This is a genomic window from Thermosipho sp. 1070, from assembly GCF_001682135.1.
Classification (GTDB): domain Bacteria; phylum Thermotogota; class Thermotogae; order Thermotogales; family Fervidobacteriaceae; genus Thermosipho; species Thermosipho affectus.
Genome location: NZ_CP007121.1, coordinates 646,610 through 662,545, shown reverse-complemented (window position 1 = coordinate 662,545; position 15,936 = coordinate 646,610). Strand labels below are relative to the sequence as shown.

Here is a 15,936-nt window from a genome sequence, read left to right as displayed (position 1 = left end):
AAAATAAATGGGATTACCCCCTTAAGAATTCTTCAAGTCTTTCAAATGCTTTTTTAATATTTTCAAGGGAATTTGCAAAAGACATTCTAACAAATCCTTTTGCATTAAAAGCACTGCCTGGTACCAATGCTACTAGCTTTTCTTCTAAAAGTTTTTTGCAGAATAATTCATCATCTATATTAACTTCAAAGAAAAGATAAAATGCTCCCTTTGGCTCTACAAATCTAAGTCCCAGTTCTTTGGCTTTTTTTACCACAAAGTCTTTTCTTTTCTTAAATTCCTTTATCATATACGAGTTGTCCGCATTTAGTGCTCCAAGTGCAGCATATTGTGCAATAGAATTTATACCTGAAGTGCTGTGGGCTTGTATTTTTGCAATCCTTTTTAGGATGGATTTGTTTTTTGTTGCAACGTATCCAATTCTCCAACCAGTCATTGCATATGATTTGGAAAAGGCATTGATATATATGAGATTTTCGGGATTTACAAATTTTGTCAAAGATGCGTATTTACCGTCGTATACGAGTACGTCGTAAACTTCATCTGTTATGACAAAAATATTGTTTTTATTTGCAATATCTGCAATTTCTTTTATTATATTTTCTGGATAGACTGTTCCCGTGGGGTTATTTGGAGAGTTTACAACTATGGCTTTTGTTTTTTTAGAGATTAAAGATTTTAGTTTATCTATATTGGGGTGGAAATTGTTTTCAAAACTTGTTTCTAGAATTTTTATAGTGGCCCCGGCGAGAATAACCATAGGTGGGTAGCTGACCCAAAATGGAGATATTAGTATTATTTCATCACCTTTTTCGGCAATGGATAACAGGGAATTAAATAAGGCTTGTTTTCCTCCATTTGTTACGATTATTTCGTCTTTTGAAAATGAAATATTTTTTCTTTCCAAAAGTATTGAGATGGTTTTTCTAAGTTCAGGGATTCCCTTGCTATCCGTGTATTTTGTAAAATCCTTTTCAAGTGCTTCAATGGCTTTTTTCTTTATTATATCTGGTGTGGGAAAATCAGGTTCACCCGTTGTGAGGTTAATTACGTCTTTGCCTTGACTTATTAGCTTCTTGGCAGTTGCGTTTATTTCTAAAGTCTTTGATGATGGAATTTCATCGATGATATTCATTGAAAGACCTCCTTTAATATTAAATAATATCTTACATATTCTTTTTTATCCTTTCCCCTTACACTTATCATTAAACTATTTACCCTATTTTGAATTTCAAAAGGGCCGGCTTCTAGTATGTCATTTTTAAAGGAGCTTTCCACTATGCCCTTTTCCCTTATGTATACAACGGGATTTGAATAGCCTTTTAGATTTGTTTTAACGTATAACTTTCCATTTTTCCAAAAATAAGGTTTTTTCTTTAAAACTAGTGGTTTTCTTGATAGTACGTATATTAGATGCGATTTTGTTGCCCAGTCTTGTAATAGTGGTTCTCTGGGTATTTCGTATGCTGATATTTCCCTTGTGAAAGGGCCAGGGAGTTGTATAAATGCAAGTTTGAAGTTGTATTTTTTTAAAACTTCTATCATCTTTTTGTTGTAATATCCATATGGATAGGCGTAATATTTTAATGGAGTATCCATATGCTTGTTCCAAATTTTTATTCCCTTTATTAAATCTTTTTCAAAGTAGTCAATATCTTTAAATGGGAATTTATCGTGTGAATAAGAGTGATGACCAAATTCAACACCATACTTTGACATTTCTTTTACCATTTCCCAGGTAAGATATTCCTTTGATATACCTACTCCTTCAAAGTACAAAAATACGGAGAAAGGCACATTGTATTTTTTGAAAACGGGGAAGGCTTTTGTATAGGTAGTTACGTATCCATCATCAATTGTAAAAATTACGGCATTTTCTTCTTCTTTTTTTCCATAAACGTAATCTTCAAGGTCTTTTAGTGTCCATATTTTATACCCTAATTTTTTAACGGTCTTTATGTGCATTTCAAGTTCACTTGTCCAAGTATTTGTTGTGGGATATCTTTCATCGTCAAACCTGTGATAGATAAAAAGTACTATGTTTGAGAAAGAAATGTAAGATAATAACAAAAATAAGAATATTAATTTTTTCACTATATCACCTCATTTAATATTTTATTCTATGAATAGGAAAATTCCTATCAGAGAATTGCTTATTAAAACTTAAAAAAAACTTGTAAAAATTAAGTAGAAAAAGATAAAAAGAATTCTTTAAATGCCAGTTTTAATTCTTCAACATCTTCTATTTTCATAACTTTTGCTCTAAATTGTCTTGCCATTGGTAAGTTTTTTGTATATCCCGATACAAACTTTCTAAATTCACATGGTGCTTTATTTCTTACTTCAAAATAAAGCAAGTCAATGTGATGTAAGATTGTATCTTTTTTTTCACAAATTTTTGGTTTTTTTCCACTAAATATCCAGGGATTTCCTATTGCGCCTCTTGCTATTAAAACACCATTTGCTCCAGAAATTTCCATTGCAGCTTTGATATCATCAAAAGAAAATATATCTCCGTTGATATAAAAAGGTATATACCCTTTATTTTTTATATTCCACTTTGCTTTACCCGTGTACATCTGTTTTGCAGTTCTGCCATGTACGGCTATCATATCAGCACCTGCTTCAACAACAGTGTCGTATATTTTTTCAAATTCATCTTTTTCAAACCCCAGACGTACTTTAACGGAAACTTTTGTTTTTACATTTTTTTTAACTTCTTCTATAACTTTTTTTAGTTTTTTTAAGTCTTTTAATAGAGCACTACCTGCCCCTTTTTTTATAACTTTTTTCACAGGACATCCTGCATTTATATCTATCCAGGCACCTCTTTTTTCAACAATATAAGCTGACTGTGCCATTACAAATGGATCCGAACCAAATATTTGGATTGCCACTTTTTCTTTTTCTTCTTTTCTGGGAAAGTATTTTTCATTTACACTTAATTTTCTGATTATACTTTCCGCACTTATCATTTCTGTGTATGCAAATTCTGCACCGAATTCAAAGGAAAGGGTTCTAAAACTCCAATTTGTGACACCTGCCATTGGAGCAAGTCCCACCTTACCTATCACAATATACCTCCTCAATTAGTGGGATGATTGATTCTGGGACAAAACCGTATACGCTAAGTCCTTTCTTTATCCTTTCTCTGATAGTTGTGGAAGAAATCTGTATTAAAGGTAAATCTAAAAGATATATCGAATTCCACTTTTCAACTTTTTTTACCAAAGATTTATCTTTGAATCTGGGATATACAATCATTTTTGCTTTTTTTAATATATCTTCGTATCTATACCATTTTTCAATGGAGTATAAGGCATCTTCTCCCACGAGAAAAAAAATGTTTTCATATGTTTTTTCGTAATGTTCGATGGTATTTATTGCATAACTTATACCGCCTAATCTGTGTTCAATGTCGCTTACTTTTACATTTTCCATCTTTTCAAAGGCCTTTTTGGTTAGAAGATACCTTGTTTTAAATGGTACTTCTACACTTTTGTGAGGAGGAGTTGCACTTGTCACAATGTGAAAATCAGCACTTTTAAACATTTCCCTTACAAGTTGTGCAATAACTATATGACCATTGTGTGGTGGGTTAAAGGAACCACCGAAAATCACAAGACTATTCTTTAAATTCAAAAGCTCTTTTGGCAATCCAAACTGTGTCTCCATCTTTTGCCCCTGCCTCCCTTAATTTTTTGTCTAAACCATTCCTTTCAAGAAGTTCCATGAATTTGTTAAAACCATCTTTTTGAGATAAATTCAATCTTTTGGCCCATGCTTCAACATATGTGCCTGTTACGATAAAGTCGTTATCTTCTTTTTGAATTTCAATAACGAATTTTTCTGGAAGTTCTATCCAAACAGGTTTTGGTCTTTCAATTTTTTGATTGGTTTCTTTGGAGACATTAAGTTTTTTACTTTCTTTTACTATTTCGGCAAGTTTGTATAAAACTTCTTTTATGCCTTCTCCAGTGTATACACTTATTGGATAAATTTCTTTTCCCAATTTTTCTTTTAACTTTTTAATCCTTTTTTCAAGTTCATCTTTATCGAGCAAATCTATCTTGTTGGCTATTATAATTTCATCTTTTTGTGCTAAATCTTTGCTAAAGTATTCTAATTCATTTCTAATATCAAAATAATCTTCTATTGGATTTCTACCTTCAATACCTGAAATGTCCAATATATGAGCTATAACGCTGCATCTTTCAACGTGTCTTAGAAAAACATTTCCCAAACCAACTCCTTTACTTGCCCCTTTTATTAACCCCGGTATGTCTGCAACAACAAATTGAAATTTTTCAACTTGAACTACACCTAAATTTGGAATTAATGTGGTAAAAGGATAATTTGCAATTTTAGGTTTTGCATTACTTATTCTTGAAATAAAAGAACTTTTTCCAACGTTAGGATAACCAACTAATCCAACATCTGCAAGAAGTTTTAATTCCAATAGTAATTTTCTTTCTTCTCCTTCTGATCCTCTTTCGGAAATTTTTGGTGCACGCATTGTTGGAGATTTAAAGTGTACATTTCCCCTTCCACCACGACCACCTCTAGCTACACAGACAATCATACCGTCTTTATTTAAGTCAGCTATTATTTCACCAGTTTCAAAGTCTTTTACGATTGTTCCAACAGGCACATCGATTATTACATCTTTTCCATTTTTTCCGTGCATCTTTTTTCCCTTCCCGTTTTCACCATTTTCTGCTATATACTTTTTCTTTTCGGAAACGGGTAAAAGGGTTGATAAATTTGAATTTGCTTTCAAAAAAACATATCCTCCATTTCCACCATCACCGCCATCTGGACCACCTTTTGGCACGTATTTTTCGTGTCTGAAACTTGCAGAACCATCTCCACCTTTTCCACCTTTTACATAAATAACAACTTTATCAATAAAGTTGCTTTTTTCCATTTTTATCACCTCACATATATTTTACACCAAAATAAAAAATCCCCCTAATTAGGGGGGACGGAGCCAACGGCGGGACTCGAACCCGCAACCTACGCATTACGAATGCGCCGCTCTACCGATTGAGCTACGTTGGCACTATTCTAGTGTAATTTTATCAAAAATCATTTAATTGTCAATAAAGACTGAGCAAGTTTTTGTTTTAAATAATTTTTAGGTTATTAAAAAAATTTTTGTTTGCTTGACATATTTTTTTGAAAAGAGTATAATTTTTTTGAAAAAGGCATGAAAAATTTTGATAAAGATATGGATGTTTTACAATTTTTTTGTTTGATATGACTAAATTTTTAAAGGGGTGATAAATTGTTACCAAAATGTCCTGTATGTGGAAATATTATGAAAGTCACACAGTTGAAATGTCAACATGATAATGTGACTGTTTCTGGGGTTTTTACAGTTTCCCCCCTTGCATTTTTAGATGAAGAAGATATGAAATTTATAATTCTTTTCTTAAGGAGTAGGGGGAATCTGAAAGAAATGGAGAGGATTACTGGTATAGGATACTTTACGCTTAGGGGAAAACTTGAGAAATTGTTAAATAAAATGGGGTTAAAACCATTTGAGAGTTCTGAAACAGAGGGATCAGAGGATGTATTTGAAAAATTGAAAAAGGGAGTTATAAGCGTTGAAGATGCTCTTAATATATTAAAGAAAAAAGGGGAGGGAGATAAAGATGGATGATATAAAAAAAGTGCTTGAGGCACTTCAAAATGGGGAAATATCAGCAGAAGAGGCTGAGGCGTTAATAAATGCAATTAAATCAAAAGAAGAAAACAAGGATTTTTATCAGACGACAGACACTTCAGAGGAGCCTATAGTTGGTGAGGTAACTGTAATCGATGAAACAGAAAATTTTCAAGGGGATTTAAACATTGTAAATGGAGAGGCTATAATAAAGGGAAAAGTAGCAGGAGATTGCTCCATAGTTTTTGGAAAACTCACCTTTTCAGGAGAAATAGATGGTGATCTAAACGTTGTTGGTTCTAGGGTTAATTGGAATGGAGGAATCATACATGGTAGTCTAAATATAGTTGCATGTAGAGAAAGTGGAAGACCACCTAAGGTATATGGTGGGTTAACAAGAGTTAACAACCTGCTTTTAAAAGGTGTCTTTAAGATTATAAAACCATTTTTTTCGGGTATGAAGATGAAAGAGGCTAATGGTAAAAAGAAGAAAAAATATAATACATTGATAGTTGAAGAAGGAAAATCATTGAAGATTGAAGAGGATATAAATGCAGAAGAAATAATAATTAAAGGAAAACTTGTTTGCAACAACATATATACGGAAAATATGATAGTTATTGGTGAAGTTGCTTGTGGCAATTTACAAGTTGAGGAATTAGAAGTATCTGGTTTGCTAAAGTGTGGGAATATAAATGCAGAAAAAATAATAGTAAATGAATCTGGGAAGATAAGCACTGGAAATGTAAACGCAGAAGAAATAATTCTCAATGGGACTCTTAGTGCAGGGTTTATTGGTTGTGAGACTATTTCAGGAAGAGGTATTTTAAATTCAGGAGTGATAAACTGTGAAGAAAACAATCTTGAATAAAAATTTTGTACTATTTATATTTGGAAGATTTGTTTCACTTATAGGTTCTGGAATTCAAATGATAGCAATTCCATTGTACATATTGGATAAAACGGGTTCAGGAGCTGCAATGGGTATATTTACACTCCTTGGAATATTGCCAAGACTTTTTGCAGCCCCCTTTTCTGGGGTGCTTGGTGACAGGTTTAACAGAAAAAATATTATGGTATTAACTGATCTAATTAGAGGTGGATTAATACTATTACTTTCTGCAATGTCATTTGGAAACCTACTCAATATGGTTGGTTTATTTGTGATTCAGGCAATTGTTTCCGTTTTGGATGGTTTTTTTGGTGCGGCTACAACTGCAATGCTTCCGGATATAGTTTCAGAAGAAGATTTAAGAAGTGCAAATTCTATTTTAGGTGGTGTAAACTCATTTTCAATGATAATAGGCCCAATTCTTGGAGGGGTAGTGTATGGGTTTTTTGGGATTTCTTTAGTATTCTTATTTAATGGGTTATCATTTGTCTTTTCCGCGTTAAGCGAAATGTTTATTAATTACAGACCGCATCTATCAAAAAAAGAGGAACTTTCGATAAAGACGTTTTTTGTAGAATTTAAGGAAGGACTTTTGTTTATTGTAAACAAAAGAAGCTTAAAGTTTTTGTTTACCTTTGCAATGGTTACCAACTTTTTGATGGCTCCTTTATTGCAAGTAGTAGAACCATATGTTTTGAGGCAGGTTGTGAAGATGAGTGCACAACAATACGGGCTTGTGCAAACGTTTTTTACATTTGGTATGCTTTTGGGGAATATAGCAATTGTTTCATTCTTAAATAAACTAAAGAATAGAGCACTGATGACACAAGGGTTAATCATTCAAATATTGCTACTTTTTGCATTTTCGTATTTTATATTCCCAGATGTCTTAAAGAATTTTTCTGTGATGCAATTTTTCTGGATTGTAGGTGTTATATACTTCTTTTTTGGTTTTTTCAACGTGCAAGTTAATGTTCCTATATCTACTAATTTACAACTTATGACTCCATCGAGTATAAGATCAAGGGTTTTTTCAACATTGGAAGTTTTTTCTCAAGTTATGGTTCCATTAGGTGCAGTAATATATGGCTTTTTACTTGATCATATTGCTGCACACTTTATATTTCTTTTTGCAACTATTATAACTGCGATAATTTCGGTTGGTTTTTTAGTATTTGCACCTTATGAGGTTTATGAGCCAAATGAGGGGTAAGATTGTGCATTTTAATAAAAAATATATGAAATAATTTTCGTTTCTTGGTGAAAGTAGTGTTGTCTATCTCATTTTTTGTTTTCCTTAATATTTGATTTTTAATTGTATAAAAAGTCTTGGAAAAATCCAAGACTTTTTTGTTGACAAATATATTTTCTTGTTTTACAATTATAGTGAAAAAAATAACGTTATAAATTTCACGATAGGTGAAAATATGGTTATAAGAATATGTATGGGAAGTTCTTGTCATTTAAAAGGTTCATATGAAGTAGTGGAAAAGATAAAAGCTTTAAATATAGAAAATCTGCAATTGTATGGATCACTTTGTTTTGGAAAGTGTGAAAAAGGAATAAATATTGAAATAAACGGAAAGCTTATTTCTAACGTTTCCCCAGAAAATGTCCAAAAAATTGTGAAAAAATTCATTAAAGAAGGGGAATAATATGGAAAAATTTATTATTTCAAATGAAGCGAATTGTAAATATTGTTATAAATGTTTGAGAAATTGTCCTGTTAAATCCATATCTTTTTCGGATAATAAGTCTTTTGTAATTGATAGTGAATGTATACTTTGTGGTAAATGTATTGAGATTTGTCCTCAAGATGCCAAGAACTATTTGAAAAATGTTGATTTGTTGACGAAGTTATTTGGTAAAAAATTTGTAGTTTCAATTGCACCGTCTTTTTTTGCTCATTTTGATAATCCATTTAAAGTTATAGCTTTTTTAAAGAAGAATGGTGCTATTGTGAATGAGACATCACTTGGAGCAGAATTGGTATCAAAAGAGTATAGAAAATTTGGAAAAAGTGTAATTTCTACTGCATGTCCCGTAGTTGTTGAATTGGTGGAAAAATATTTTCCAGAAAAGTTAGAGTTTTTAGCACCTGTTTTATCGCCTGCAATTGCACATGCAAAAATTTTGAGAAAGTTATTTGGAGATCTTCCACTTGTTTTTTTAGGACCGTGTATTGCAAAAAAGAGAGAACTTGAAGATTATTTTGACGTGGTACTAACATTTGAAGAGCTTGAAGAAATCTTAGTCAATATTGATACGGAAGAATATCCTGATCCACCATATCCAACTAATGGCAGATATTATCCTATTACTAGTGGAATAGTTAAAAACGTAAAATTGGAAAATCACTTAATTGTCGAGGGAATCGAAAATATTAAAGATTTTCTTTCTAGACTAAAAAAACTTGATAACAACTACTTTATTGAAATGTCTGCTTGTGTGGGTGGTTGTATTGAAGGACCTGCAACAAGAAAAGATATAAGCCTTATTGAGAAGAGAGTGAAACTTAATAAATGCATTGAAAAATTGCCAAAAAGTGATGTTTTTTTGAATTTAGATGTGAATCTTAATAGAACTTTTTCAAATAAAAAGAAAGAGATGTTTTTTTCGGAAGAAGAAATTCAAAATGTGCTTAATTCCATGGGGAAGAGTGATAAGTCTAAGGAATTAAATTGTAGCGCTTGTGGATATGATACCTGCCGTGAAAAGGCAATTGCCGTGCTTTCAAATAAAGCGGAAAAGGAAATGTGTGTGACATATTTAATAGAGAAGGTTTCAAGTGTGAGTAATATGGTAGTTGAAGAAACTCCAAATCTTATAATCATATCGCAAAACGGAAAGATAACTTACAAGAATAAAATTGCAAGATTAATATTTATGAGTCTTTCAAACAATAAGGTTATGGAATTAATTAAAGACATAAAAGATAATTTTCTAAAAGAAATAGAAATAAATGGAAAATTACATAAATTTTTGGCAAAGAGGTTTATTCTACCTGAAAATAGTGGGGAAGTATTCATTTTAACGGATGTTACAAAGCAATTAGAACAAGAAGAGAAAATGAAGCGTTTAAAAATACAAACGATAGAGAAAATAGAAGATGTGTTGAATAAGCAAATGTTGTTAGCCCAAGAGATAGCAGGACTTCTAGGTGAATCGATTGCCGAAACAAAATCCCGTTTTATGGAATTCAAGAAATTCATGGAGGATTAGTAATGATTACGTGTGAAATTAACTTTTTATCTAAAAACAAACGAGGAGAATGGGTTTGTGGAGATTCTATAAAGATCAAGAGAAACGAGGAAAAATGTGTAGTGAGTGTTTCTGACGGTCTTGGAAGTGGTGTGAAGGCAAATATACTTTCAACTTTAACTGCAACAATGGCAACAACCATGGTCTTTAATAATATTCCAATAGAAGAGGTATTTAGTTCTATATTATCCACACTTCCAACATGTAAAGTAAGGAAAATTAGTTATTCTACACTTGCCACTTGTTTAGTTGATTATAGAAACAAAAGGTGTACCATCTTTGAATATGAATTTCCATTAATATTTTATTTTAAAGGTGATAGACTTGTACCGTTGAAAAAGATAAAAAAAAAGGTTGATGATAAAAGTTTGTACATAAGCGAAATAGAAGTGAATATAGGAGACTCAATCTTTTTGATGACAGATGGGATTTCTCAAGCTGGTATGGGTTCGGATAAATATCCTTTTGGTTTTGGTGAAAAAAACATAAAATTTGAACTTAAAAATTTATTGAGGAATAAAATTGCTCACAAAAACATAGTTAATCATATGATAAACCTAGTAAGAAGGTTGGATAAGGGAACAAAGGGGGACGATGCACTGATAGCGGGGTTAAAAATTAGAGAAAAGAGAATACTTACAGTCATGGTAGGTCCTCCTGAAGATGAGAAAAATGATGAATTAGTGGTAAGAAAGCTTTTGTGTTCAAAAGGAAAAAAGATAGTTTGTGGAGGAACAACTGGTCAAATTGTTGAGAAAATATCGGGTAAAAAGATTGATATAGATGTAAGGAGTATTTCAAAGATATCACCGCCTATAGGGTATATGGAAGGAATAGATTTAGTAACAGAGGGAATTATTACACTTACACAGGTATTTAGATACTATGAAAATCAGTCTAATGAACTGGGAGTGGGGGCAAAAAAGATGATTGAACTGTTTGAATGGGCCGATATAATAAATTTTTTTGTTGGACGAGCAATAAACCCTGCTCATCAGAATCCACTTTTTACACATGATATTTCTTTAAAATTTAGGCTCATTAGCGATATTTCAAAAATACTTGAAGAGAAAGGAAAAATTGTTAACATTGAATATTTTTAGGAGGTGACTTTGGTGGAGAGGACCTTTGAGAAGGTTGAAGAAATTTTAAAAAAACATAACTACGAGAAAAAGAATTTGATAAAAATATTGCTCGATGTACAGAAAGAATACAGACATATACCAAAGGAAATAGTAAATTATTTGTCAGTCGCACTTGAGATACCACCTGCAAAAATATTTGGCGTTGCTACGTTTTATGCACAATTTTCTCTTAAGCCTAAAGGAGAATACACAATTTTGATTTGTGATGGTACAGCGTGTCATATGGAAGGATCTATGAAACTTGTTAAAGCAATTGAAGAGGAAATTGGTATTAAACCTGGAGAAGTAACTCAAGATTTGAAGTTTAGTCTTGATAAGGTGGGGTGTTTAGGGGCATGTGCGCTTGCACCTGCTATGGTCATAAACGGTGAAGTATATGGAAAACTCACTCCTGAAAAAACTAAGGAGATCTTAAGAAAAATTAAAGAAGGAGATGATAGATAATATGTTTAAAAATATTACAGAAGCACTTGAATACATAGAAAAACAACAAGAGTTAAGAGAAAAAAAGTTAAAAGAACAGAAGATTTATGTATGTGTAGGTACAGGTTGTACTGCGAGTGGTTCAAGAAAAGTATATAAAAGATTTGTTGAGGTTTTAAAGGAAAAAGGATTGAATGTAAAAGTTGAAACAATGGATGATGATTCTGATCATCCGGTAGTCAAAAAAACAGGATGTTGTGGACTTTGTTCTCTTGGTCCTCTTGTGAAATTTACCCCAAGCGGGATAACATATCATCATGTAAGAGTTGAAGATGTAGAAGAGATAGTGGAAAAAACCATTAAAAGAGGAGAAATAATTGAAAGGTTATTGCTTACAGATTCTGTAACCGGTAAAAAGGTTAAAAGATTGGAAGATGCGACTTTCTTTAAAAATCAGACTTTTTACGTCATGGAAGGAATTGGGACAAGTGAGTGTGAAAAGATAGAGGATTACATGGGGCGTGGAGGTTATAAATCGTTGATTAAGGTAATTTCTTCTATGGATAGAAAAGAGGTTATAAAGACCATAAAGGATTCGGGATTGCGTGGTAGAGGCGGAGGAGGGTTTCCAACAGGACTAAAGTGGGAATTTGCATATAATGCAAAGGGAGATAAAAAGTTTGTAGTGTGTAACGCCGATGAAGGGGATCCAGGTGCGTTTATGAACAGGACGTTACTTGAAAGAGATCCACATTCAGTTCTTGAGGGAATGATTATAGCTGCATATACAATTGGAGCACAAAAAGGATACGCGTATATACGTGCGGAATATCCAATAGCAGTTGAAATGTTTAATAAAGCTATAAAAGATGCAAAATCTTTGGGACTCCTTGGTGAAAATATTCTTGGAACAGGTTTTTCATTTGATGTGGAAGTAAAAGAAGGTGCAGGTGCATTCGTTTGTGGTGAAGAAACGGCACTTCTTGCATCAATTGAGGGGAAAAGAGGAGTTCCAAGACCCAGACCTCCATTTCCTGCTCAAAGAGGACTTTTTGGTTATCCAACGTTGATTAATAATGTAGAAACATATGCAAATGTTCCAAAGATAATAAGAGACGGTGTCGAAAAATATAGAAGAAATGGAGTGGAAAAATCTCCAGGTACTAAAATGTTTTCTGTAACAGGACCTTTGAAACTTACTGGGATAATTGAAATACAATTTGGAACTACAATTAGGTATATTCTTGAGAATATATGTGGTGGTACAACAGATGGGAAAAAACTCAAAGCAATACAAATTGGTGGGCCATCTGGAGCATGTCTGCCTGAAAAATACTTTGATTTACCATTAGATTACGATACTTTGAAATCGGTTGATGCGATGGTAGGTTCAGGTGGAATTGTTGCTATTACGGAAGATAGTTGTATGGTGGAAGTTGCAAGATTTTTCCTTGATTTTACAAAGAGGGAGTCATGCGGAAAGTGTGTACCATGTAGAGAAGGTACAATGCAAGCATATAGCATATTGGAAAAATTTACACAAGGTAAGGCAACGGAGGAAGATTTGAGAAATCTAGAAGATCTATCTCAAATAATCAAAAAAGCGTCATTATGTGGTCTTGGGAAAACCGCTCCAAATCCGATTCTTAGCACTTTAAAGCACTTTAGAGATGAATATGTTGAACATATAAACGGAAAATGTCCAAGTGGAACATGTACAGCCTTAAGGAAGTATGTCATAAACCCGGATTTGTGTAAAAGTTGTAGCCTTTGTGCAAGGGCATGTCCACAAAATGCTATTAGCGGGGAAAGAGGAAAACCATATGTAATAGACCAGGAAAAATGTATTAAATGTGGCATTTGTTTTGAAAAGTGTAAATTTAACGCTATAGAATTGGTATAATAGGAGGCGATTGTAGTGAAGATAATAGTTAATGGTAAAGAAACCATTATTAATGATAACGCTAGAAACCTTTTAGAAGCTTTGAGAGATGTTGGTATTGAAATTCCAAATCTTTGTTATCTTTCTGAAACGTCCATATATGGTGCTTGTAGAATGTGTATAGTTGAGGTAGATGGGCAATTAATGACTTCGTGTTCTATTAAGCCATACGAAGGTATGAATGTAAAAACACATACACCTGAGATTTATGAAATGAGGAGAGGAATTTTAGAATTACTACTTGCATCACACAACAGAGATTGTACAACGTGTGAGAGAAATGGAAATTGTAAACTGCAAAAGTATGCAGAGGAGTTTGGAATTAGGAAAGTAAGATTTGACAAATTAGATAAATCTAATATTATAGATTATTCTTCTATAATAATCAGAGATAATTCAAAGTGTATCCTATGTGGAGATTGCGTAAGAGTTTGTGATGAAGTTCAATCAATTGGGGCTATAGATTTTGCATTTAGGGGTTTTGAGGCACAAGTTATGCCAGCATTTGGCGAAGAACTTGCAAATACAAATTGTGTCCTTTGTGGACAATGTGTTGCTCACTGTCCAACTGGTGCATTAACATTTAGAAATGACATACAAAAAGTTTACAAGGCCATGGAAGAGGGAAAATACATAATTGGAATGATGGCACCGGCTGTCAGGGCATCTATTCAAGAGGAGTTAGGACTTGAGAATGATGTAGTAACAGCAGGAAGAATAGTAAATTTCTTAAAGTCTATAGGTTTTAATAAAGTATTTGATGTGGCCTTTGCAGCGGATTTGGTGGCTTACGAGGAAGCACATGAATTTAAAGAAAGGCTAGAAAAAGGTGAGAAATTACCTCAATTTACATCTTGTTGTCCGGGATGGGTAAAGTTTGCCGAACACAATTACCCGGAATTTTTGGAAAATTTATCTTCTGTTAAGTCTCCGCAACAAGCTTTGGGAAGCATAATAAAGAGATATTATGCAAAAGAAATAGGAATAGATCCAGAAGATATATACCTCGTTTCGATAATGCCTTGTACTGCCAAGAAATTTGAAGCAGAAAGAGAAGAACTTTCTGGTGAAGTAGATGTTGTAATTACAACTAAGGAATTGTCACAAATCATTAGATCCAGTGGTTTTAATTTAAAAGACATACCACCTGTTCCATTTGATAGACCATATGGTCTTTCATCTCAATCAGGGCTTAGCTTTGGAAAAACTGGTGGAGTGTTTTCAAGTGTACTAAATGTTTTGGAAGATGAACTTGAAGTTGAGAGTGTTAAAACAGAGGAATTAGAAAAAGGAATAAGGATTACAACAGTAAAGACAAAGAATGGAAAGAGTATAACTGGAGTTGTGGTTTTTGGACTTGGAAACACAAGGAAGGTTATAGATAAAATAAAAGAAGGAAATTTAAAAGTGGATATAGTTGAGGTTATGGCATGTGATTTTGGATGTATTGGTGGAGGAGGACAACCATATCCAAATGATACAAGGGTAAGGACAAAACGCTCAAAAATATTAAGTGAAGTAGTAGGTATTGATGTTTTAATATCACCGACTGAAAATTATCACATGTTGTCGCTATACGAAAAATATTTAAAAGAACCACTTAGTCATATAGCACATGAAGTGTTGCATACAACCTATAAAAATAGAAAAAGGATTAACAATGGTGATATAGAAATTCTCCCATTACCAATTGAAAAAGAAAAGAAAACAACGGTAAAGGTGTGTTTGGGAACATCTTGTTATTCAAAAGGTTCATATGAAATTCTTTCAGAACTTATTAAACTGGCAAATGAAGAAGAATGGGCTAAAGACTTGGAGATAAAGGGCACATTTTGTTTGGAAAATTGTGGAAAGTCTCCAAATGTAGTTGTGAATGATAAAATAGTATCTGAGGCAAACATCGAAAAAATAAAAGAGGTGTTAAAGGAGGATGTCAAAAAAGGATAAATGGCCCATATATGTGCCTAAACCCACTTTTGAAAGACTAAAAAAGTACTATGCGTATTTGATGCAAATCGATGAAGATTATATATCATCTGATGAGCTTGCAAAGAAATTTAACATAAAACCAGAGCAAGTGAGAAAAGATTTTACGTATCTTGATATTACGGGAAAACCCAAAAAAGGCTATCATATCCCTCTACTTGTAGAAGAACTTGGTAAGTTGTTTGGGACAAGGGTCTTAGAAAATTTAATAATAGTTGGTGCAGGAAACCTGGGAAGTGCTCTTGCAAAATATATGGGCTTTGAAAAGATGGGAGTAAAAGTTGTAGCAATATTTGATAATGACCCAAAAAAAATAGGAAGTTTTGTGGGAGAACTTTCTGTTCTCCCCTTGTCTTTCCTTGAGAGGGTTATAAAAAGATTTAAAGTAAGGATAGGTATTATCTGTGTTCCAGAAGAAAGCGCTCAAGAGGTAGCAAATTTACTAATAAAAAAAGGGATAAAGGCAATCTGGAATTTTTCGCCTGTCCCACTAAAAGTGCCAGAGACTATAATAGTAGAAAATCAAGATATTACTTCTGGAATACTTACTATAAAACATATTTTGGCAAAAAAGTGAAAAGTGCCAACATGGACACCACACCATCCACCCCCCCGTTTT

General features: G+C 32.9%; 15 protein-coding genes and 1 tRNA gene. 10 read left to right on the top strand and 6 right to left on the bottom strand.

Annotated elements, in window-relative coordinates:
• Positions 1-13: 13 nt before the first annotated feature.
• The 6 genes from aspC to Y592_RS03250 all read right to left on the bottom strand — a co-directional run bounded on the left by aspC (position 14) and on the right by Y592_RS03250 (position 5,061).
• The gene (gene aspC / locus Y592_RS03275) at positions 14-1,135 is read right to left on the bottom strand and encodes an aspartate aminotransferase (protein WP_075665626.1); all 1,122 of its coding nucleotides are present in this window, start codon (positions 1,133-1,135) and stop codon (positions 14-16) included.
• Entirely contained in the window at positions 1,132-2,094 is a 963-nt protein-coding gene (locus Y592_RS03270) for a polysaccharide deacetylase family protein (protein WP_075665625.1), read from the bottom strand. Before Y592_RS03270 ends, aspC begins: the two co-directional genes overlap by 4 nt.
• An 89-nt stretch (positions 2,095-2,183) precedes the next feature.
• Positions 2,184-3,074 (bottom strand): tRNA dihydrouridine synthase, encoded by an 891-nt coding sequence (locus tag Y592_RS03265; RefSeq protein WP_075665624.1) that lies wholly within the window; start codon positions 3,072-3,074, stop codon positions 2,184-2,186.
• The gene (nadD, locus tag Y592_RS03260; RefSeq protein WP_075665623.1) at positions 3,064-3,675 is read right to left on the bottom strand and encodes a nicotinate (nicotinamide) nucleotide adenylyltransferase; all 612 of its coding nucleotides are present in this window, start codon (positions 3,673-3,675) and stop codon (positions 3,064-3,066) included. Before nadD ends, Y592_RS03265 begins: the two co-directional genes overlap by 11 nt.
• Positions 3,626-4,927: a GTPase ObgE gene (obgE, locus tag Y592_RS03255; protein WP_075665622.1), complete on the bottom strand. Its 1,302-nt coding sequence runs from the start codon at positions 4,925-4,927 to the stop codon at positions 3,626-3,628. Before obgE ends, nadD begins: the two co-directional genes overlap by 50 nt.
• A gap of 61 nt (positions 4,928-4,988) precedes the next feature.
• Positions 4,989-5,061, bottom strand: a tRNA-Thr gene (locus tag Y592_RS03250).
• 226 nt (positions 5,062-5,287) lie between these two features.
• On the opposite strand from Y592_RS03250, the gene Y592_RS03245 reads away from it, so the two are divergent.
• The 10 genes from Y592_RS03245 to Y592_RS03200 all read left to right on the top strand — a co-directional run bounded on the left by Y592_RS03245 (position 5,288) and on the right by Y592_RS03200 (position 15,894).
• Positions 5,288-5,665 carry a DUF2089 domain-containing protein gene (locus Y592_RS03245; protein ID WP_075665621.1) on the top strand — a complete coding sequence of 126 codons (378 nt, stop codon included), beginning with the start codon at positions 5,288-5,290 and terminating at the stop codon, positions 5,663-5,665.
• A complete protein-coding gene (locus Y592_RS03240; RefSeq protein WP_075665620.1) occupies positions 5,658-6,539 on the top strand; it encodes an SHOCT-like domain-containing protein in 882 nt (293 codons plus the stop codon). The genes Y592_RS03245 and Y592_RS03240 overlap by 8 nt, the downstream gene beginning before the upstream one ends.
• Positions 6,517-7,773 (top strand): MFS transporter, encoded by a 1,257-nt coding sequence (locus Y592_RS03235; protein WP_075665619.1) that lies wholly within the window; start codon positions 6,517-6,519, stop codon positions 7,771-7,773. The genes Y592_RS03240 and Y592_RS03235 overlap by 23 nt, the downstream gene beginning before the upstream one ends.
• Positions 7,774-7,987: 214 nt before the next feature.
• Entirely contained in the window at positions 7,988-8,215 is a 228-nt protein-coding gene (locus Y592_RS03230; protein ID WP_075666694.1) for an NAD(P)H-dependent oxidoreductase subunit E, read from the top strand.
• 1 nt (position 8,216) lies between these two features.
• On the top strand, positions 8,217-9,782 hold the full coding sequence (locus tag Y592_RS03225) for a [Fe-Fe] hydrogenase large subunit C-terminal domain-containing protein (protein ID WP_075665618.1): 1,566 nt from the start codon (positions 8,217-8,219) through the stop codon (positions 9,780-9,782).
• 2 nt (positions 9,783-9,784) lie between these two features.
• Positions 9,785-10,924: a SpoIIE family protein phosphatase gene (locus tag Y592_RS03220; RefSeq protein WP_075665617.1), complete on the top strand. Its 1,140-nt coding sequence runs from the start codon at positions 9,785-9,787 to the stop codon at positions 10,922-10,924.
• 12 nt (positions 10,925-10,936) lie between these two features.
• Positions 10,937-11,410, top strand: a complete 474-nt coding sequence (gene nuoE, locus Y592_RS03215) for an NADH-quinone oxidoreductase subunit NuoE (RefSeq protein WP_075665616.1) — start codon at positions 10,937-10,939, stop codon at positions 11,408-11,410.
• Position 11,411: 1 nt separating this feature from the next.
• Positions 11,412-13,292, top strand: coding sequence for an NADH-ubiquinone oxidoreductase-F iron-sulfur binding region domain-containing protein (locus tag Y592_RS03210; RefSeq protein ID WP_075666693.1), 1,881 nt, complete (start codon positions 11,412-11,414; stop codon positions 13,290-13,292).
• Between the two features lie 15 nt (positions 13,293-13,307).
• Entirely contained in the window at positions 13,308-15,278 is a 1,971-nt protein-coding gene (locus tag Y592_RS03205) for a [FeFe] hydrogenase, group A (protein WP_075665615.1), read from the top strand.
• Positions 15,262-15,894: a redox-sensing transcriptional repressor Rex gene (locus Y592_RS03200; protein WP_075665614.1), complete on the top strand. Its 633-nt coding sequence runs from the start codon at positions 15,262-15,264 to the stop codon at positions 15,892-15,894. The genes Y592_RS03205 and Y592_RS03200 overlap by 17 nt, the downstream gene beginning before the upstream one ends.
• The last annotated feature ends 42 nt before the right edge of the window (positions 15,895-15,936 follow it).

Coding starts and splice junctions, on each gene's coding strand:
- aspC (WP_075665626.1), bottom strand. CDS start 1,135: ATGAATATCATCGATGAAATTCCATCATCAAAGACTTTAGAAATAAAC.
- nadD (WP_075665623.1), bottom strand. CDS start 3,675: ATGGAGACACAGTTTGGATTGCCAAAAGAGCTTTTGAATTTAAAGAAT.
- obgE (WP_075665622.1), bottom strand. CDS start 4,927: ATGGAAAAAAGCAACTTTATTGATAAAGTTGTTATTTATGTAAAAGGT.
- Y592_RS03240 (WP_075665620.1), top strand. CDS start 5,658: ATGGATGATATAAAAAAAGTGCTTGAGGCACTTCAAAATGGGGAAATA.
- Y592_RS03230 (WP_075666694.1), top strand. CDS start 7,988: ATGGTTATAAGAATATGTATGGGAAGTTCTTGTCATTTAAAAGGTTCA.
- Y592_RS03225 (WP_075665618.1), top strand. CDS start 8,217: ATGGAAAAATTTATTATTTCAAATGAAGCGAATTGTAAATATTGTTAT.
- Y592_RS03220 (WP_075665617.1), top strand. CDS start 9,785: ATGATTACGTGTGAAATTAACTTTTTATCTAAAAACAAACGAGGAGAA.
- Y592_RS03210 (WP_075666693.1), top strand. CDS start 11,412: ATGTTTAAAAATATTACAGAAGCACTTGAATACATAGAAAAACAACAA.
- Y592_RS03200 (WP_075665614.1), top strand. CDS start 15,262: ATGTCAAAAAAGGATAAATGGCCCATATATGTGCCTAAACCCACTTTT.